21 protein-coding genes are annotated in these 19754 nt (G+C 49.6%); 15 read left to right on the forward strand and 6 right to left on the reverse strand.

Translation table 11 applies throughout. From position 1 onward, the window contains the following. The first annotated feature begins 71 nt into the window (after positions 1 to 71). The 12 genes from CHRO_RS04320 to CHRO_RS04375 all read left to right on the forward strand — a co-directional run bounded on the left by CHRO_RS04320 (position 72) and on the right by CHRO_RS04375 (position 15119). Positions 72 to 875: a M48 family metallopeptidase gene (locus tag CHRO_RS04320; protein WP_015152959.1), complete on the forward strand. Its 804-nt coding sequence runs from the start codon at positions 72 to 74 to the stop codon at positions 873 to 875. An 85-nt stretch (positions 876 to 960) separates the two neighbouring features. Continuing rightward, entirely contained in the window at positions 961 to 2580 is a 1620-nt protein-coding gene (locus CHRO_RS04325; protein WP_015152960.1) for an alpha-amylase family protein, read from the forward strand. Positions 2581 to 2633: 53 nt separating this feature from the next. Beyond that, entirely contained in the window at positions 2634 to 3449 is an 816-nt protein-coding gene (locus tag CHRO_RS04330; RefSeq protein WP_219336080.1) for a response regulator transcription factor, read from the forward strand. Further along, positions 3446 to 4855, forward strand: a complete 1410-nt coding sequence (locus CHRO_RS04335; protein WP_015152962.1) for a sensor histidine kinase — start codon at positions 3446 to 3448, stop codon at positions 4853 to 4855. Before CHRO_RS04330 ends, CHRO_RS04335 begins: the two co-directional genes overlap by 4 nt. 129 nt (positions 4856 to 4984) lie before the next feature. After that, positions 4985 to 7546: a glycosyltransferase gene (locus tag CHRO_RS04340; RefSeq protein WP_015152963.1), complete on the forward strand. Its 2562-nt coding sequence runs from the start codon at positions 4985 to 4987 to the stop codon at positions 7544 to 7546. Between the two features lie 148 nt (positions 7547 to 7694). Beyond that, positions 7695 to 9452, forward strand: coding sequence for an ABC transporter ATP-binding protein (locus CHRO_RS04345; RefSeq protein ID WP_015152964.1), 1758 nt, complete (start codon positions 7695 to 7697; stop codon positions 9450 to 9452). After that, positions 9449 to 10486: a phosphotransferase gene (locus tag CHRO_RS04350; protein WP_015152965.1), complete on the forward strand. Its 1038-nt coding sequence runs from the start codon at positions 9449 to 9451 to the stop codon at positions 10484 to 10486. The genes CHRO_RS04345 and CHRO_RS04350 overlap by 4 nt, the downstream gene beginning before the upstream one ends. Then, complete coding sequence (locus CHRO_RS04355) at positions 10428 to 11456, forward strand: glycosyltransferase family 4 protein (protein WP_015152966.1); 1029 nt, start codon at positions 10428 to 10430, stop codon at positions 11454 to 11456. Before CHRO_RS04350 ends, CHRO_RS04355 begins: the two co-directional genes overlap by 59 nt. Then, positions 11453 to 12616 carry a glycosyltransferase gene (locus CHRO_RS04360; RefSeq protein WP_015152967.1) on the forward strand — a complete coding sequence of 388 codons (1164 nt, stop codon included), beginning with the start codon at positions 11453 to 11455 and terminating at the stop codon, positions 12614 to 12616. The genes CHRO_RS04355 and CHRO_RS04360 overlap by 4 nt, the downstream gene beginning before the upstream one ends. Positions 12617 to 12728: 112 nt before the next feature. Continuing rightward, positions 12729 to 13310, forward strand: coding sequence for an acyltransferase (locus tag CHRO_RS34190; RefSeq protein ID WP_015152968.1), 582 nt, complete (start codon positions 12729 to 12731; stop codon positions 13308 to 13310). Continuing rightward, positions 13307 to 13870 (forward strand): acyltransferase, encoded by a 564-nt coding sequence (locus CHRO_RS04370; RefSeq protein WP_015152969.1) that lies wholly within the window; start codon positions 13307 to 13309, stop codon positions 13868 to 13870. Before CHRO_RS34190 ends, CHRO_RS04370 begins: the two co-directional genes overlap by 4 nt. Continuing rightward, positions 13848 to 15119, forward strand: coding sequence for an efflux RND transporter periplasmic adaptor subunit (locus tag CHRO_RS04375; protein WP_015152970.1), 1272 nt, complete (start codon positions 13848 to 13850; stop codon positions 15117 to 15119). Before CHRO_RS04370 ends, CHRO_RS04375 begins: the two co-directional genes overlap by 23 nt. 120 nt (positions 15120 to 15239) lie before the next feature. Here CHRO_RS04375 and CHRO_RS31595 read toward each other — a convergent pair whose 3' ends face one another. Continuing rightward, positions 15240 to 15389, reverse strand: coding sequence for a hypothetical protein (locus CHRO_RS31595; protein ID WP_181824271.1), 150 nt, complete (start codon positions 15387 to 15389; stop codon positions 15240 to 15242). A 21-nt stretch (positions 15390 to 15410) separates the two neighbouring features. Here CHRO_RS31595 and CHRO_RS04380 point away from each other — a divergent pair, with 21 nt between their 5' ends. Next, positions 15411 to 16592: an ABC transporter permease gene (locus CHRO_RS04380; protein WP_015152971.1), complete on the forward strand. Its 1182-nt coding sequence runs from the start codon at positions 15411 to 15413 to the stop codon at positions 16590 to 16592. Positions 16593 to 16688: 96 nt separating this feature from the next. Continuing rightward, positions 16689 to 17657, forward strand: coding sequence for a TIGR03885 family FMN-dependent LLM class oxidoreductase (locus tag CHRO_RS04385; protein WP_015152972.1), 969 nt, complete (start codon positions 16689 to 16691; stop codon positions 17655 to 17657). 23 nt (positions 17658 to 17680) lie between these two features. Here CHRO_RS04385 and CHRO_RS04390 read toward each other — a convergent pair whose 3' ends face one another. Both CHRO_RS04390 and CHRO_RS04395 read right to left on the reverse strand, forming a co-directional pair. After that, on the reverse strand, positions 17681 to 18022 hold the full coding sequence (locus CHRO_RS04390) for a type II toxin-antitoxin system PemK/MazF family toxin (protein WP_015152973.1): 342 nt from the start codon (positions 18020 to 18022) through the stop codon (positions 17681 to 17683). Continuing rightward, on the reverse strand, positions 18009 to 18191 hold the full coding sequence (locus CHRO_RS04395) for a hypothetical protein (RefSeq protein ID WP_015152974.1): 183 nt from the start codon (positions 18189 to 18191) through the stop codon (positions 18009 to 18011). The genes CHRO_RS04390 and CHRO_RS04395 overlap by 14 nt, the downstream gene beginning before the upstream one ends. A 296-nt stretch (positions 18192 to 18487) precedes the next feature. Here CHRO_RS04395 and CHRO_RS04400 point away from each other — a divergent pair, with 296 nt between their 5' ends. Continuing rightward, positions 18488 to 19087 carry a GUN4 domain-containing protein gene (locus tag CHRO_RS04400; protein WP_015152975.1) on the forward strand — a complete coding sequence of 200 codons (600 nt, stop codon included), beginning with the start codon at positions 18488 to 18490 and terminating at the stop codon, positions 19085 to 19087. On the opposite strand, the gene CHRO_RS31600 is transcribed toward CHRO_RS04400, so the two are convergent. The 3 genes from CHRO_RS31600 to CHRO_RS31605 are packed head-to-tail and all read right to left on the reverse strand — an operon-like array spanning position 19084 to position 19645. Then, a complete protein-coding gene (locus tag CHRO_RS31600) occupies positions 19084 to 19233 on the reverse strand; it encodes a hypothetical protein (RefSeq protein WP_181245547.1) in 150 nt (49 codons plus the stop codon). The two genes, CHRO_RS04400 and CHRO_RS31600, sit on opposite strands and share 4 nt — an antisense overlap. Before the next feature lie 8 nt (positions 19234 to 19241). Continuing rightward, complete coding sequence (locus tag CHRO_RS04405) at positions 19242 to 19481, reverse strand: hypothetical protein (protein WP_015152976.1); 240 nt, start codon at positions 19479 to 19481, stop codon at positions 19242 to 19244. Beyond that, complete coding sequence (locus tag CHRO_RS31605) at positions 19478 to 19645, reverse strand: hypothetical protein (protein WP_181245546.1); 168 nt, start codon at positions 19643 to 19645, stop codon at positions 19478 to 19480. The genes CHRO_RS04405 and CHRO_RS31605 overlap by 4 nt, the downstream gene beginning before the upstream one ends. Between the last annotated feature and the right edge of the window lie 109 nt (positions 19646 to 19754).

Consider the following 19754-nt stretch of genomic DNA (forward strand, 5'->3'; position numbering starts at 1 on the left):
AAAACCACAAAATCTACAAATAGTGACAAAGAGGCGATCGTTAGTGATAAGTTGCTTGGAGGTTTGGTACGGTGGCTGTTTCTCCCAATTCACGCATGATTGCAATTTCTAAATTCGCTCGCCGTACTTGCCGTACTTGGTATTATCCAGTACTTGGTTCGATGGCTGCATTAAGTATAAGTGCAGGTAGCCCCGAAGTAGCTTTGTCGGTTCCGTGGGCAGAATTATTCCAGCAAGGAGCGCAAGTCGTCCAACTCTACAGGATTTCTGACCGAGATGAAGTAGAGTTAGGCAAGCAAATTAACCAACAACTCCTTAGCACTCAATTTCAACCCGTGCGCGATCGCGCCTTAAACGATAAAGTCAATCGCATCGGTCAAAAATTAGCTCAAACTAGCTCTCGTCCCGATATTCCCTATACCTTTCAAGTGGTAAAGGATAAAAGCATCAATGCTTTTGCCACCGCTGGGGGTTTTGTTTACGTAACCACAGGCTTACTAGAAGCTGTAGACAACGAAGCGCAACTCGCTGGCGTATTGGCACACGAAATCGGACATATTGCAGCGCGTCATACAGTAGAGCAAATGCGACAAACTGCGATCGCTCAAGGGTTAGCAAATGCAGCAGGAGTCGATCGCAACAAAGTCATAGCCTTGGGAGTTGAACTCGGCGTGCGCCGTCCGCGCAGCCGTCAAGCAGAATTTGAAGCAGATCGGCTGGGATTTGAGAATATGCAGCGAGCTGGCTACGATCGAAATCAAATGATTGCCTTTCTAGAAAAATTACGCAACCAATCTTCAATACCAGCTTTTTTAAGTACCCACCCAGCCACCAGCGATCGCATTGCCAGACTCCAAGGGGATGACGACGATTAACAGCGATCGGCGACCAGTGTAGAGACGTTACATGTAACGTCTCTACAAAGTAACGTCTCTACAAAGTTACCCATTACCCATTACCATGCAAAATCTTTGGTACAAAAACGCGATTGTCTATTCTCTCGATGTCGAGACATTTATGGACTCGGACGGCGATGGAGTAGGCGATTTTCCAGGACTGACTCAAAAACTAGATTATCTTGCAGGGCTGGGAATCACTTGCTTGTGGTTGTTACCATTTTATCCCTCGCCCAACCGCGATAACGGTTATGACGTAATGGATTATTACGGTGTCGATCCCCGGTTGGGGACGTTGGGCGATTTTGTCGAATTCATGCACAAGGCGCGGGAACGGGGAATTAGAGTTATAGTCGATCTTGTCGTCAACCATACATCGATCGCGCATCCTTGGTTTCAAGAGGCTAGGAGCGATCGCAACTCTAAATACCGCAACTACTACGTATGGTCGGATAATCCGCCGCCAGCTGACCCCAAGCACATTGCTTTTCCCGATGTGGAAGATAGCCTTTGGGATTACGACGATAAAGCAGGAGCGTATTACTTACACCACTTTTACAAAGAACAGCCAGATTTAAATATCGCCAACCCAGCCGTGAGGGAAGAAATTTGTAAAATTATGGGCTTCTGGTTGGAATTAGGAGTCTCTGGCTTTCGGATTGATGCTGCACCTTTTTTAATTCAAGGAATTGGCATTCCAGACGCAAAGCCGGAAGATTTGGAAGGTTTCTTGATTGAAATGCGAGAGTTTCTTGTTTCGCGGCGAGCTGATGCTATTTTACTTGCTGAAGCTAATGTCGATGCCGACCAAATTGGGGTTTATTTTGGCAATGGCGACAAAATGCAGATGCTATTCAGTTTTCTGTTAAACCAGCATATGTTTTTGGCGCTGGCGCGGCAAGATGCGGCGACTCTGGTTGAGGGACTGAAGATATTACCCGACGCTCACCATACCTGTCAGTGGCTCAACTTCGTTCGCCACCATGACGAATTAACGCTCGATCGCCTGCAAGAATCTGAAATTCAGGAAATCTTTCAAGCTTTTGCTCCTGAAGAAAATATGCAGATGTGGGGGCGCGGAGTTCGGCGCAGGCTACCACCCATGCTAGAGGGCGATCGCCAGCGAGTAGAACTAGTCTACAGTCTGTTATTAACTCTACCTGGTACGCCAATGCTGCGTTATGGCGAAGAAATTGGCATGGGTGACGATCTCTCTTTAGAGGGTCGCGGCAGCGTTCGCACGGTAATGCAATGGTCAAGTAAAGCAAATGGTGGGTTCTCGTCTGCACCAGCAGACAAATTAGCGCGTCCGGCGATCGACACGGGAGAGTACGGCTACCAGAAGCTAAATGTAACTTCCCAACAGCGCGACCCTAATTCAATTCTTAGCTGGATGGAACGAGCGATTCGCACCCGCAAACAATATCCAGAATTCGGTTCTGGTAAGTGGAAAATCGTCGCCACAAATGAACCAAGCGTATTTGCTCACAGTTCTCAGCAAAATGGAAATACAGTCATCGCTATTCACAACCTATCCGCACAGCCGCGCACGATTACCATGAAATCGGCAGAAGATCCGCATTTATTAGATGTGTTTAGCGATCGCCCCTACGAACAGATAGATTGTCATTCTAACTCCATCGAAATCTCTGGCTACGGTTATCGTTGGTTTCAGGTAAATTAGAAAAATGACCGCAGGCGAGTTGCATCAATCGGAATCTAGATCTATCTACTCAGATGATGAATAACTCAGGTGCATCGAACAATCTAAAACCAAAGCATTTCCAGCCGGAACGGGGAGATGGTAGCAACCAAGCGATTCGAGTCTTGGTTGTAGACGACGAACAATCAATTATTGACTCGATCGAACTAGGTTTGCGCTACGAAGGGTTTGAAGTGCGATCGGTTCAACGTGGCTATGCAGCGATTGATGTAGCTAGCGCATGGTCGCCACAGCTTGTCATCTTAGATGGAAACTTGCCCGATCTAGATGGCTTTAATGTCTGTCGTCAAATCCGTCGGCAGAGTGATGTATTGATTATTCTGCTAACGGTGCGGGACGACTTGGCAGACAAGATCAAAGGCTTAGAATTGGGAGCTGACGATTATCTCACTAAACCCTTTCATTTTTCCGAATTGCTTGCCCGCATTCGTGCTGCATTGCGGCGACATTTAACGCCAACGAGCAATATACTAACCGCAGGAGCGATCGCCCTGAATCCAGATACAAGAGAGGTATGGTGTGCTGACGTACCTGTCGAACTGACTCGTAAAGAGTTTAACCTGTTACACCTGCTAATGCAGCACCCCGACCGCGTTTTAGAGCGGCAAACAATTCTCGATCGCGTGTGGGGCTATGACTATTACGGTGACACAACGGTAATCGAAGTTTACATTAGCAATTTGCGAAACAAGTTAGACCGCGATCCACATGGTTTAATTCGGACTGTGCGTGGCATTGGCTATATGTTAAAAGTTCCGCCTGGAAAACATTTATCTGAACAACATTTAGATGCAGTTGCCATCAATACAGACAACCAAACCAGCTTATGAAACTGCGCTGGCGCTTAACGCTCAGCACTCTGACGTTGATTGCGCCTTTACTGCTGTTTTTATTTACCCACGATCTCTACAACCTGCGTAGCTTTTTGATCGAGCGTGAAAGTCTACGCCTACGAGCGCAGGCAAAGCCAGTTATTGATACCGAACTACTAAATCGGTCATTTGATGATGACAAACTCCGAGCGATCGCCGATCGACTTGCTACAGACCTCAGCTCAATTGAAACAGGAGCGTCAATTGTCGATCGCTACGGTCGAGAGATCGGTCGCCACAACAGCACGATTGGCGAACCAGCTGCGCCTCAGTTACCGAAAGATTGGTATGCATCAGCTTTGGCAGGCGAGCTAAAGCAAGACCACATTATAAAAGATAGAAATGGCAGCGATATCTTGGTGGCGCTCGTGCCGATTCCCCCGCGCCAAACGCCGCTGGGTGTAGCGGTGCTGAGTACGTCGCTAGAGAGCAGCTATCAATTGGTACGTCAGCACGTACTTTCTACCGTTGTAGCTTGTCTGATCTTGTTAACGATCGCTGTCATCGCTATTTTTCTCATGGTACGCAGCAATTTGCGCCCGCTGGAGTACATGGCTGTTGTAGCCTATCGGATTGCCCAAGGCGATTTATCTCAGCGGAGCAACCTCAAGCCAGGTATGAATGAAATCGGTCAACTGGCTCGCTCGTTTGATGAAATGGTCGATCGACTGCAAAGCGCCCTAGCCGTTAAAACGCAATCGGAAGACAGGTTGCGCCAGTTTTTGGCGGATGTATCGCACGAACTCCGTACACCGCTGACAGTCATTGGTGGCTATGCCGATCTGCTGCTGCGAGGAGTGGTAACAACTCCAGAAGAAAACACGCGCTTGCTGCGGGCGATGCGCCGCGAAATCAACCGTACCGAGCGACTAGTCAGAGATTTGTTATTACTGGTACGCAGCGATCGCGCGGCAACCTTTGAGATGCAAGCAGTCAATTTATCGGAGTTATGTACTGAAATTGCCGCTCAGTTTTCCCTGATGATGGGACAGCGAGTTTTCCAGAGCTATATTCCTAAGAAAGTCGTAGTACTGGGAGATCCAGACCGCATCGAACAAGTTTTGTCCAATATTTTAGATAACGCCATCCGCCATACTCCCGAACAGACGCGCATCGATCTGCGTCTAAAAGTCATTGGCAACTCGGCATGGATTGAAATTGCCGATACGGGTCGGGGCATTCCTTCCGATCTGCTAGAACACATCTTTGAACGGTTTCATTGCGGTCAGCAGCAAGGTACGGGGCTGGGTTTAGCAATTACCAGGGCGATCGTAGAAGCCCACGGCGGTACGATTATGGCGTTTAACCAGCCAAGGGGTGGCGCTTGTTTTATCGTCGAGCTGCCGTTGTATTCTGAGGAATAGTGGTGCGTGGTTCGTGGTACGAGTACAAGTAAAAAAAACTTTAAGCCAACTTGAAGCTTAATTTAAGGTTTTCGCAAGGTTCGCCTCATAACCTATTCTTAAGGTTTCATTGGCTAATTTATTTTGCTTATGCGGTTCGAGAAGGTAACAAACAGTATACCTGCTCAACTGGCAACCACTCGTGACTCCATATCATCAGGTGTCGCTGCACCAATAGCAAGACCGCAAGTTCGGGGTAAATTTATTTTTGTCGGGAATGAAAAGCTCTACATCCGAGGCGTGACCTACGGTACGTTTCACCCAGATGCAGCAGGCAATTTCTATCCCAGTCCCGAAATTACGAGTCGCGATTTTGCCGCTATGGTAGCGAATGAGATTAACGCGGTGCGAACTTACACAGTACCGCCGCGTTGGTTGCTCGATCTAGCAGCAGAGTACGGTCTTTGGGTGATGGTAGGACTGCCGTGGGAGCAGCATATTGCGTTTTTAGACGACAGAAAAAGGGTACGATCGCTCGAACAGCGTATCCGCGCCAGCGTGCGTAGTTGTGCGGGGCATCCAGCTTTATTATGTTATGCGATCGGTAACGAAATTCCGGCTGGAATCGTGCGTTGGTACGGTCGTCATCGCGTCGAGCGATTTTTAGCGCGCCTGTATCGGATTGCTAAACGCGAAGACCCCGATAGCTTAGTTACCTATGTCAACTACCCAACGACAGAGTATTTACAACTGCGGTTTGTCGATTTTGTTTGCTTCAATGTCTACCTAGAGCAACAGAATCGCTTAGCTGCCTATATTGCCCGCTTGCAAAATCTAGCAGGCGATCGCCCCTTGGTACTTGCAGAATTAGGGCTAGACAGCCGCCGTAATGGTAAACAAAAGCAGGCAGAAATACTCGATTGGCAGCTCCGTACAACGTTTGCATCGGGTTGTGCGGGAACGTTTGTCTTTGCTTGGACGGACGAATGGTATCGCGGCGGCTACAATATTGACGACTGGGATTTTGGCATTACCGATCGCCAGCGCCGTCCTAAACCTGCCTTGCATACCGTGCGTCAGGCATTTGCTCAAGTGCCATTCCCTGCATTGTCTTTTCCCACGATCTCGGTAGTCGTGTGCAGCTACAACGGCTCCCACACGATTCGCGATACTCTGGCAGGGCTGGCAAAACTGGAGTATCCATATTGTGAAACGATTGTGGTTGACGATGGCTCTACAGATAATACAGCAGCGATCGCCAGCGAGTACGATGTCCGGCTGATCCGCACTCCTCAAAGTGGTTTGAGCCATGCCCGTAACGTAGGGATGCAAGCAGCAACAGGGGAAATTGTTGCCTACATCGACGACGATGCTTACCCAGACCCACACTGGTTGACTTATCTTGCCATCACCTTTATGGAAACCTCCCATGTCGGGGTGGGTGGTCCCAATTTGCCCCCACCAGAGGACGGAATGGTAGCCCAGTGCGTGGCAAATGCGCCAGGAGGTCCTTCTCACGTCCTACTATCTGACCAAGAGGCAGAGCATATTCCTGGTTGTAATATGGCATTTCGCAAGTCTTGCCTAGAGGCGATCGCTGGGTTCGATCCTCAGTTTCGGACGGCAGGTGATGACGTGGACATTTGCTGGCGGTTGCAAGAACAGGGTTGGACAATCGGGTTTAGCCCAGCTGCCGTAGTCTGGCATCATCGCCGCAATTCAGTATGGCGTTACTGGAAGCAACAACAGGGCTATGGTAAAGCCGAAGCTCTTTTAGAACAGAAATGGACTGATAAATACAACATCCTCGGACATCTTACCTGGTCGGGACGAATTTATGGTCCGAGCGTCATGTACGGACTGAGCGTACAAGAGCGGGTGTTCTATGGCACTTGGGGTTCGGCACTGTTTCAATCTATTTATCAACCAATGCCAGGAACGCTGAGAACGTTACTGCTGATGCCGGAATGGTATTTAGTCGTAATGGTATTGGTGGGACTGAGTTTGCTAGGAGGAGTTTTGTGGACTCCAATGTGGTTAATCTCGCCCCTTGCCCTAGTTGCGATCGCCGCAACCTTAATACAGGTTTGTCGCAGCGCCGCACAAGCCAAGTTTCCCAACCAGCCGAAATCTCACTTCGATCGCTGGCGGCGTTATAGCTTGACCGCAGTGCTGTACCTACTCCAACCTTTGGCTCGTCTCAAAGGACGTTTCCGCTACGGCTTGCAACCTTGGCGCTGGTATGGGATGTCAAATTTAGCCTTGCCTTTAGCAAGAGTAGCAACGCTTTGGAGTGCCAGTTGGCACGCGCCCCAATCGTGGCTGACCTCAATTGAGACGGCGATCCAATCTGCCGGACACCGCGTTCAACGCGGCGGTAACTTCGATCCTTGGGATTTGGAAGTGCCAGGGGGATTATTTGGTAGCAATCGCCTGTTAATGGCGATTGAAGAACACGGTGGCGGACAGCAGCTAGTGCGGTTGCGTACTTGGTCGCGGTGGTCGAAACTCGGTTGGATGCTGTTTTTCCTGTTCGTCGGACTCACGGTAGCAGCGTGGATCGATTCAGCGTGGAGTGCGGTTGCGAAGTTAGGAGCGATCGCCTTGCTGCTGTTATTGCGATCGCTCTACGAGAGTGCGGTTGCTTCTGCGGTTGTCTTGCAAGCGATCGAACGGGTAAAGCCTGATAGCGATTCTCAATTGCGCGCGTGACATTTGTAGGGGCGCACGGCTGTGCGCCCCTACAGAGCGCGTGTTTTACCCAATTGAAAACCGCTATGAAGCGAAAACAGGGTGTTCCCCCACACTCCACACCCTACCCCCTGCACCCTGTTTTGGTAAATGTAGTCGGAGGCAAATAGTGGGAGCAATTCCTGACAACATCCCCAAACTATATCGGCGAATCTGGCGCGAGGTGCGATCGTTTCGCTGGCATCTAGGACTGCTGTTGCTACTCAGCTTATTATCCATTCCCGTGACGCTGCTGCAACCGCTACCAGTGGCGATCGCAGTTGATAGTGTCATCGGTTCGCAGCCGTTGCCCTACTTTTTGCGTGTCGTGCTTCCCGCAGCAATAACTGGATCGAACCAGGCAATTTTAATTTTTGCCGTAGTTTTGTCAGTAGCGATCGTTTTGGGAGGCAAGCTGTTAGGGCTAACGCGATCGATGCTGCAAACTTATACAGGTGCAAAGCTCGTTTTAGACTTTCGGGCGCGGCTGTTTCGCCACGCGCAGCGGCTATCGCTTTCCTATCACGACTCCAAAGGAACCCACGACACTAACTATCGAGTACAACACGATGCACCCGCGTTGCAATGGATTGCGGTTGACGGCGTAATTCCCCTCGTCACTTCCGCTTTCACCTTTTTCAGTATGCTCTACGTCAGCGCCCGCATTCACCTGCAACTTGCCCTGATTGCGCTGGTGATTTCGCCGTTGTTGTACTTTCTCTCGCGATTGTACGGGCAACGGTTGCGCCAGCAGTGGCGAGGAGCTAAAAAGCTGGAAAGTACTGCCTTTTCGGTGGTACAGGAAGTCTTGGCAGCAATGCGGGTCGTGAAAGCTTTTGCTCAAGAAGACCGAGAACAGCACCGTTTTGTCCGCCATGCCGAGGACGCGCTGTGGGCGAAACTGCGACTGAGTTTAATTGAGGGCAGTTTGGGCGTGCTAATTGCCTTGACTACGGCTGTAGGCACGGCAGCAGTATTGTACGTGGGGGTAAGGCTGGTACAAAGTGGAGAGCTGTCCTTAGGAAACCTGCTGCTAGTGATGGGCTACCTGTCGCAGTTATACAAACCGCTCGAATCGATGAGTAAGAATGTCGCCAGCCTGCAAGGGTCTTTGACAGGGGCAGAACGTGCTTTTACCTTACTCGACCAAGCGCCAGATGTGGTGGAAAAACCGCACGCCAGACCGTTGCAACGAGCTAAAGGGGCTATAGTCTTCGATCGCGTCTCGTTTAGCTATGACGGTGACACGCAAGTGCTGCATGAGGTTAGCTTTAGCATTCCGGGTGGGGCGCGGGTAGGTATCGCCGGAACGACAGGGGCGGGGAAAACAACCCTCGTCAGTTTGCTAACTCGTTTTTACGACCCTACCACAGGGCAGATCTTGTTAGACGACTTAGATTTGCGGGACTACAAACTGTCAGATTTACGCAATCAGTTCGCCATCATGCTGCAAGAACCCGTGCTGTTTTCTACCAGTATTGCGGAAAATATCGCCTATGCCCGTCCAGGGGCAAGCCATGAGGAGATTGTCGCCGCAGCACAAGCAGCCAACGCCCATCGATTTATTTTGAATTTGCCGCACGGTTACGAGACGCGAGTAGGAGAACGGGGAATGCGACTTTCGGGAGGCGAACGGCAGCGGATCTCCCTCGCCAGGGCATTTCTCAAGGATGCACCGATTTTGATTTTGGACGAACCAACCAGTTCGGTTGATGTCAAAACTGAAGCTGCAATTATGGAGGCAATGGAGCGCCTGATGGACAAACGCACGACTTTTACGATCGCCCATCGACTCAGCACTTTGGAAAGCTGCGACCTGCGACTGGCGATCGAGCATGGGCAATTAGTTGACTTAGCTCGCACCACCACCCAGGAGCGTTCGCGATGAGCGCAGACCAAATCGACGAAATGCTCGTTCCCGCCGCTGTACTAGAACAGGGGTTGAGTCGTTATTGGGGGCGATCGCTACAAATTGTGGCGATTGAATCTCAGCCGCTTGACAGTTTCAGCACCCATCCGATCGATCGGTTGCAAGTGACATTAGATGACGGTCAGCAGTTGAGCGTCATTTTCAAACAACTACAGCTCAAATGCGATCGCCATATCCGCCATCGCGGTAAAGAAGTCAGGATCTACGAACGCTTGCTCGTCAATCGCGATCTCGGTACGCCTGCTTTATATGCCTCGCTGTACGACGAATCCAACCATCGCTACTGGCTGTTCATGGAGGATGTCGGCGAATGGAAGCTGGAATACTGCGATGTTGAGGAATGGTGTGCGGCTTTCCGCTGGCTGGCGCGGCTGCACGCCACCTACTACGGTCAAGCGGCACAGTTGCGCCAGTTAGATTGCCTGGTCGAACACGGTGCTGTTTTTTATCGATATTTGGCTGACATGGCGCGTCAGAGCGTGCAATTGTATCAACCGCAAGCGATCGCTCGTTTCGATTCTCTCGTATCGCGATTGGATGAATTAATTGCCGAGTTAGCAGCGCAACCCCACACTTTGGTACATGGCGATATGTCGTGCCAAAACCTAATCGTGCAACCGCAAGTAGGCATCCGACCGATTGACTGGGAATGGGCGGCGATTGGCGTACCAGCCTGGGATGTGGCGAAGCTATCCTCCGGCTGGGGGACGGGAAAGCCGCGCTTGCTGGCTGCTTACTTCGACGAATTTGCCCGACACGCGATCGCCCCACTCGATCGCCGCGCCTTCGACCGGACGCTGGCTGGTTGCGACATTCTCAAAATTCTCTGGTATCTCCGTTGGTGGATCTCACCCTGTCGAGATATCGCTCAAGTCGATAAGTTACTCGATAAAATTGCCGAACGTTGGCATTGGCTAGACAAGGAGGAAAATTATGCGCGATCGCCTGCGAATAGCTCTGGTATCGCCGCTCGCCCTTCCCACTCGTCCTGACACTGGCAGTTCGATCGAACAGCTCGTGTCTTTGCTGGCAGCAGAATTAACGCGCCGAGGTCATGAGGTGACGTTATTTGCTTCAGGGGATTCTCAAACTGAGGCAAGATTACACGCTGTCTATCCCCGCAGCTACAAAGAAGACTCAATGCTGTGGAATTACTACGAATTTCACGAGATCGTGCACGTAGCTGCCGCTTTTGAGCAGGCAGAACGCTTTGATGTCATCCACAGCCACGCCTACCATCACGCCCTACCATTCACTCGCTTGGTAAGTACGCCCGTCCTCCACACTTACCACATCAACCCAACGAAAGATATCCTCAGTTGCTACAGTCGCTACCCTGAAACTCAAGTTGTTGCCGTTTCTCAATACCACCGCAGCAAATTTACCACTCTCGATCGCGTTGCTGTTGTCTATAACGGCATTGATATCGATGCCTTTCCCTTTCATGCCAAACGTGGCGATTACCTCGTCTTTCTGGGACATTTGATTCACAAAAAAGGCGCTTTAGAAGCGATTCAAATCGCCCAGCAAGTGGGAATGCGGCTGGTAATGGCAGGACAGACAAGTGACTACTTCTACGCTGAAATAGAACCTTGGGTGGACGGCAAGCAAGTGGAATATATCGGATATATCGGCGTGCCAGAACGAAACAAATTACTCGCAGAAGCGGCGGCGCTGCTGTTTCCGATCAATGCCTCCGAACCCTTCGGGCTGGTAATGTTGGAAGCGATGGCGTGCGGTACGCCCGTGGCGGCGATCGATCGCTGTGCCGTTTCGGAGATTGTAGAACCAGGCGTGACGGGATATTACGCTGCCGATATCGATGCCCTTGCCGCTTTGATTCCCGATACGCTGGCTTTAGACCGTTATAAAGTACGAAAGGCGATCGCCCGTTTTGACTACCGCCGCATGGTAGATGGCTACGAATCGCTTTATCGTCAAGTGCTGGAGGTGCGGCAATGAAAGCGATCGTTACTGGCACGATCGTCACCAGTCCTGTAGGCGGCGTAGCTTGGGATTACGGACAGTACGCGCTGGGATTGGAACAACTGGGATTTGAAGTGTACTATCTCGAAGATCCTGGGATTCCTTCCTACAGCTACAACCCAGAGACGGGGGTGTATGAAGAAGATCCCAGTTATGGGATTGAATTTCTGAAGCGATCGCTTGCCCTACTTTCCCCTACATTGGCACAACGCTGGCACTATCGCGCTGTTGATGGGCAAACATATGGGTTAGATGCCGAAACAATGGCAGAGGTGGCGGCGGAAGCAACTTTGTTACTGAACGTTTCTGGTGGCAGCGTGCTGCGGGATGAATACCTACACTGTCGTAACAAAATCTTAATCGACACCGATCCAGGCTGGAATCACTTTGTCATATTTCCCCAGTGGGATAAACAGCCAATAGAACAACAGCGTTGGGGTTGGCGATCGCACGATCTGTTTTTTACTTACGCCCTGCGCCTAGGACAACCGGATTGCCCGCTGCCGACATTTGACATTCCCTGGCTGCCAACCCGCCCCCCAGTTGTTTTAGATTGCTGGCTGGCTCAACCACCCGCCCAGCAATGGACGACGGTAATGACTTGGAATCATTACCCGCAACCGATCGTTCACAACAGTGTTAGGTACGGCTCTAAAGAGTTGGAGTTCGAGCAAATTGAAGCCCTGCCAACCCGCAGCCCTGCATCATTTGAGGTGACGATCAATGTCAATGGTGAAGCGCCGCTCGATCGCTGGCGATCGCTCGGTTGGTCGGTTGTGGATGCTGAAGCTACTTCTGCTTCAGCTGCCCTTTACCGCAAATATATCGAACAATCTCGCGGCGAATTCAGCGTTGCCAAGAACGTTTACGTCGCTACCCGCTGCGGCTGGTTTAGTTGCCGTTCGGTCTGCTATTTAGCCGCAGGTCGCCCCGTGGTGGTGCAAGATACGGGTTTTTCCAAATATATCCCCACCGGATTTGGGCTGTTGACATTTACCAATCTAGACGAGGCAGTCAAGGCAATTGAGGCGATCGAACGAGACTACGATACCCACCAGCAGGCAGCAAGGGAACTGGCGCGGACTTGGTTTGACTCGCGCTTAGTGCTGGGCGAAATATTAGAGCGAATTGAATAAGTTGTTCCACATTGAATTCGCGTGCAGGCAGCAGCCAAAAGTTTTGCTAGAACTACATTTTTCCTTTTTGACTTTTGACTTTTAATTTTTGACTTGCTTAGGAGGGATACGCATGGATACCCGCGAGTTTACTGGAGAGTGGGATTACAACACGCTACCCGATAATATCTGGATCGAACCTGGTTGCTATCTAGAGCGTCAAGAGAGTTTTAAGCGGTTTCGCAGCCAACAAAATCCAGGTTTAGTTCTGGGCAAGAACGTACAAGTCTACACCTGGTCGGCATTTTCAGTAGAACCAGCAGGCAAGCTTGTCGTTGGTGATGATTCCGTCCTCGTCGGGGTAGTGTTTTGGTGTGCTGAGTCGATCGTAGTCGGCAGGCGCGTCCTAATTTCCTACAACGTGACGATCGCCGATAGCGACTTTCATCCCCGCGATCCAGACTTGCGGCGACTAGATGCGATCGCCATTTCTCCCGCAGGCAATCCGCAGCAGCGTCCGCCCTTGGAGGCAAAGCCTGTAGTTATTGCCGATGACGTACAAATCGGCATTGGGGCGATTATCCTCAAAGGAGTACAAATTGGTGCGGGAGCGCAGATTGGCGCTGGTTCTGTCGTCACCTCTAACGTGCCTGCGGGGGCGATGGTGACGGGTAATCCTGCCAAAGTGACAAGCTTATTGGGGGTGAGACGATGACATCACTCCGGCTTTCCCACGACTGGTTCGGGCGATCGCTGCCACCTAACGTCATAATTGGCGATCGCAGTTGGTTGCACAGTAGTTATGTATTTCTGCACTATCGCTCTCAGCGCCCTTGCGGTCTGCGTGTCGGCAGCGATACGGGCATTTATATTGATTCTTTTTTCGATCTCGGACCCTGTGGCGAGGTGGAAATTGGCGATTACTGCACGATCGCTGGAGCAATTATTGCTACTAATAATCGCGTCACAATTGGCAATTTCACGCTAATTTCCCGCGAAGTGGTCATAGCAGATACTTTTGCCGCTACACCCGCTCTGATGACTGAAGGTGATGCAGCTGTACCACCCACCAGCATTGAAATTGGCAACGATGCTTGGATTGGGACGCGAGCAGTTTTGTTGCGGGGAGCTTGCATCGGCGACGGTGCGATCGTGGGTGCGGGTGCAGTCGTCGATTTTGAAGTACCCGATCGTGCGATCGCAGCTGGTAATCCAGCTCGCATCGTCGGTTCCAGCAAAACAGGAGAGAGCCATGTTTGGCAAGGACAATCCTAAGCTAGAAAAATTCTTCCATCACAACGGTCGATGGCTTGCTGGCGCAGCCATATTAACAGTTATCGGGGTAGGCACTTGGCAATCCAATCTCATCCTGAATCGCGAGGAACCCGTAGCAGTTCGCCTATCTGAAGTCAAGCGCGGCACTGTAGAATCTACCATCAATGAAAGCGGCGTGGTAGAACTGCGCGACCAGCGAATCTTGACTTCCCCAACAGAGGGAGCGGTAGATCGAGTTTTGGTACAACCTGGCAATCGCATCAAGGCTGGACAGACGCTAATTACTCTGCGCTATCCAGAACGAGAAACAGCCCTCGCCAATCAAGAAGTCAAAATTCAGCAGCAGCGACGGATTTTACAGCGCCATCAACAGGAAATTGTGGAAGCGAAAGAACAAATTGCTGCCGATGAAATAAAACTGCGTCCTTTGGTGGCTGGAGCGAGAGAGGGGGCGATCGCACGAGAACAAGTCTACGAGCAACAAGATAAACTCCGCGAGACACGGGCTACCTTGCGCGATGCCCAAGCAGATGCACGGACGGCTGCTTTGGAACTAGAAGCATTCCAACTAGAGCGCAAACGCATTCAGCAAGAAGTGCGAGACTCGATCGTGACTGCACCGATTGACGGTGTTGTGTTGGGAGTCAACGTGAAAAACGGCGACGGGGTTGAATTCCGCACAAATTTACTCACAATTGGCGATCCGACACAAGTGTTGGTAAAACTTCAGCTTTCCACCCTGAACGCAACTCAAGTCCGTCCTAACCAATTGGCTCGCGTTAGCGTTATCGGTCCCGATCGCCAGACATTTACAGGGCGAATTCAAAGCCTATATCCGCAAGCAGTTGGGGAGGAGGAAGAGGAACAAAGCTCAGGCGGCGGTTCCAAGCAATCGAATCAATCGAGTAGCTCAGATCAGCCAGCCGTCCCATCGATCGTCCTGTTGGATACTCCCACTCGTACGCTGATTCCAGGCAGCCGCGTCAATGTCGAAATCTTGCTCCAACAGCGGCAAAATGTCATCGTCTTACCGACTGAAATCGTGCAACGCGACGACGATGACGATTCCAAACCGTTTGTTTGGGTACGAGATAGTCAAGGCAACGCTCAAAAACGCCCAGTGAAGTTGGGTTTAGAAGGATTGACAAACGTTGAAGTTACCTCCGGCTTGCAAATTGGCGATCGCGTCATTCAACCGCCATCCGAGCCATCACTAGAGCCAGGAGTGCCAGTTATCAGTGACCAGTGACCAGTGACCAGTGACCAATTACCAGTGACCAGTGACCGGTAAATAGGGTGTGGGGCGTGGGGTGTGGGGTGTGGGGTGACTCCTGACTCCTGACTCCTGACTCCTGACCAGTTAGTTATTTTATCTCCTCTGCCCACCTGCACACAAAGCCCACCTGCTCTCTGCTTCCTTGTCCCCCTTGTCCCCCTTGTCTCCCTTGTCTCCCTTGTCCCCCTTGTCTCCCTTGTCTTCCTTGTCTTCCTTGTCTTCCTTATCCTCTCGACTCCCCACTCCCGACTCCCTTCTTAAATCATGGGCATTTCACCATTCGATTTACTTAATCTTGCCTACCGTTCCCTCCGCAGTCATCCCGTGCGTTCAACCCTTTCTATGTTGGGGGTATTCATGGGGGTAGCGGCGGTGAGTGCAACGCTACAATCTAGTAGTATCAGCCGCGCTGTGATTGCTCGACAATTAGCAGAGCGCGGCGCACCGCAAATTACAGTTTATCCCCAGTGGGAACCCGATCGCATTGTGTTGCAACTGCGCTTGGAGGACATGGAATTTTTGCGCCAGCGACTCACAGGAGTGCAGGCAATCAGCGCCTTTAACTGGGCGGGACCATTGCCCACCGTATATCAAGACAAAGCATATCTGCCTTCAGTATCGCCCGTAACTCACGACTATTTACTGACTTCGGGAAAAAACTTGGTCAAGGGACGGTTTTTTAATGCTACCGATTTTGCCAACTATCGACCCGTAGCGGTAATTGATGAATATTTGGTCAAAGAACTATTTGGCGATCGCAATCCGGTAGGAGAACAAATTTTAGTTGGGCGCAGACTTTACATCGTTATAGGAGTGTTAGAAACACGCCCAGATGATGATTCGCCTCCTGAAGGTCAAATTCTCGTCCCGATGGCGATTTATAATGCCTTGCACGGCAAACAAGATATCGGCAGCGTTCAACTGCGTCCTTATCGACTGGAAGAATTAGAAGACTTGAGCGATCGCGCCATAGAATTATTAGAACAACGCTATCCTGGTTTCAGTTTTTGGGCTTGGAATAATGTAGACGACCTAATCCAGCAGCAACAAACTCTGGAACTGGCAACGCGAGGGCTGATGGTAGTGGGAGCGATCGCCCTATTAGTAGGAGGTGTGGGCATTGCTAATATTACAATTGCTTCTGTGACCGAACGCACGTCTGAAATTGGCATTCGTCGAGCCGTAGGAGCTACCCAACGCGAAATCGCGCTCCAATTCGTTTTAGAGGCAGCATTGCTCAGTCTAGCAAGCGGTACGGTAGCTTTAGTAGTCGTGCATGTTGTTGCGCTCAACGTTGCCGATGCGTTCGATTTACCCTATGAATTTGAAGGCAGAATCGCTGCACTGGCTTTGGGTTCCGCCTTGGTAGTCGGTGTGGGAGCCGGATTTCCCCCAGCACTTCGCGCTAGCCAACTCGACCCCGTACAAGCTTTGCGCTCGCAGTAAATATATCTCCAAGTTTTAACCAGGGGGGGAGTACAAGAAATCTCACTGGCGCTAAATTGCGATCGGATTCATCTACTCGAAGCTCCTACTCCCGAAATGACAAAAATCGGCTATCACTCTTCCCACGAACAATTCAAGCCCAGTGAATTGTTGCAATACGTTCAAATGGCTCAACAAGCAGGCTTCACTCATGCTCTTTCCTCCGATCACTTTCACCCCTGGAGCGAACAGCAGGGTCAAAGCGGTTTTGCTTGGTCTTGGTTGGGTGCAGCGATGCAAGCGACTCCCGGATTGAATTATCGCGTGGTCTGCGCTCCAGGGCAGCGATACCATCCGGCAATTATCGCTCAGGCGGCGGCTACTTTGGCGGAAATGTTTCCTCAACGTTTTTGGATAACTGTAGGTAGCGGTCAAGCGCTCAATGAGGCTATTACAGGCGATAAGTGGTTGTGTAAAAGCGATCGCAATACTCGCTTGAAAGAATGCGTCGATATTATGCGTGCTTTGTGGCGCGGAGACACCGTGACTCATAAAGGTTTAGTCTGCGTTGAGGAGGCAAAACTTTATTCGCGTCCCGAAACCCCACCCTTAATTATCGGTGCTGCTGTGACGGCTCAAACTGCTGAGTGGCTGGGAAGTTGGGCAGATGGGTTAATTACAATCTCTCGTCCGCCAGAGAAACTCAAGCAAGTTGTCGATGCTTTTCGTCGGGGTGGTGGAGCAGGCAAGCCCATGCTATTGAAAGTTCAACTATCATACGATCGCAATGAAGATATAGCAAGGCAAAAAGCCCATCAACAGTGGCGTAATAATATTTTCAAAAATATTCTCATGACCGAACTGCGATCGCCCCAGCAATTTGATGCAGCCGGAGAGTTTGTCAAACCGGAAGAAATGAACGAACACGTCCGCATCTCTGCCGATCCGCAGCAACATATAGAATGGTTGCAGCAAGATGTAGAGTTGGGATTTGATGAATTGCTGCTACACAACATCAACCGCGAACAGCAACAATTCATTCAGGTATTTGGTGAGAAAGTGTTACCTGTGTTGCAGACAAATTAGCTCGATCGCTGCTTATTGCCATGTCAAGGATGCTGTATTAGTATACCTAAAGCTAAAATAACTTCTTCTAGTTTATCACCTTCTAACACTCCTACGCGATCGACAAATCTTGCTGTAGAAACAGAGCGTGTTTGTAACGGATTTGCGGCAGATAGTTTTGATAATCCATTTGTCGATGTAGGAGATAATTGGATTATCCAGGATAATCGATCGAAATTAGGTTTCCATCCTGTAATTGGTACTACAAGTCTTATTCTCAATCCAGATAGTCCATCCCTACTAATAATTACAGCAGGTCTAGTTTTCTTGATTTCATCTCCTATTGTTGGATCGAAATTAATTTGCCATATCTCACCATATTTCATCTTCAGGATCTTCCTCTTGATACTCCTCCACCCATTCCATCTCTTCCGAACCTGAGATAAAACACATTTCTGGTAACGCAGCTATCTGCTCTAAAAGAATTTTGTCTTGGCTTTCTCTCGGCAGTTTAGCAAGTTCTCTAATACTAAGTTTTTTAACTTCGTTAGTCATAGTTACCTCTCCAGAGTAAATAGGTTAGATTCAGTTTATATATGATATATGTCAATTGGATTACATTTTACGCTATGATTTGAGGATTTGCTTTAGAAGCACCCTATACACTTAATTTTTCTTGCTAAGAAATTAAGTTTTTTGTGAATTACCACTTATATATTTAAATTTTTGCCGATCTATAGAAAGATATAGAGAACCCAGTTGACTGCCTGAGCAACCCTCGTCGTAAGTCATAAGTACAAAACATGCACCAATGACAAATGACAAATGACAACCTAATTGTGAGGTTTCCTATGTCTAGCGAAATTAAAGAATCAGAAGCGATCGCCCGTTTAGCAATGATAGAAACACAACTAGGGCAGATGACTCAAATGCTATCAAACTTGAGCGATCGCCTAGCTCGGACGGAAGACAATTTTCTGCTAGTAGCTGATGTTTACCGCTACAAAAAGCTACAAGAATTGCTAGCTGCCGAAAATTTCCATGCAGCAGACTGGGAAACGATTCGCCTCATTCAATCTGTGACGGGAGAGTTAGAACTAGAATCCATTACCCCGGAACAAATTAGAAGTTTTCCCTGTAACGAACTACAAGTCATCGATAATCTGTGGCGTAAATATAGTAACGGTCGCTTTGGCTTTAGTATCCAAACACAAATTTATCAAAGTATTGGCGGCTCTATAGAAACCACAATTAACCAAGATTATCAAATTATCGAGTCTTTTGGCGATCGTGTGGGCTGGCGATCGAATCGTAAATGGCTCAAATGCGACGATCTAGACTATACCCTCACAGCACCCATTGGTTGCCATCCCTCCCGCTGGTGGAATTCTCCTTTCGGCGCGAAAATGACCAACTATTTTTTCAATCGGTTAATCACCTGCCAGCTTTAACCGTGCTTTCTCATGCCTTTGGACAAATAAGCTAGCAAGAATACAGCGATCCCAGCCATCCCCAAGTACGAGTAGGATGTAGCGAACGTTGCTGCTGTACCAATTGCCAGCAAGCCGATTAAGCTAAATTTTAGTTTAGGGGGCATACTTCGTACTACTCTGTCTCTCGATCTCTTTCTGCCTTGAGTTGGCGGACGCACTCTTGTCCCAACCCCACAGCTAAACCTACGCTAGCACCAATCAAAACATATCTATTTTGCATTCCTTCATAATGTTTCCCCTCAAATCTCAACTGATTAAAGTCACGTTGACCGATTCTCGCCGCAGCTAAACCAATGACTGCACCGATTGCGGCAGTTACTACAGATGAAAATATAATTGCTCTGAGGTTCATGACAGAGTGGTAGTTGGTAGTTGGTAGTTGGTAGGTGGTAGTTGGTAGGTGGTAGTTGGTAGTTGAGTGGTGTGTAACAACTGATAACTTTGTAGAGACGTTACATGTAACGTCTCTACACTGATAACTGATACTCGTATTTTGTCAAGATCGCTGCATGTCATGCCAAAAAGTGACAAAATAATTCATAAATTAGAATTTGTCATTTGACAATTGATGTACGGGTGGGTTTTGGGCAAAGATCGATCGTGACAAACCGTGAATCTGTTGCTA

This window comes from Chroococcidiopsis thermalis PCC 7203 (assembly GCF_000317125.1).
Taxonomy (GTDB): domain Bacteria; phylum Cyanobacteriota; class Cyanobacteriia; order Cyanobacteriales; family Chroococcidiopsidaceae; genus Chroococcidiopsis; species Chroococcidiopsis thermalis.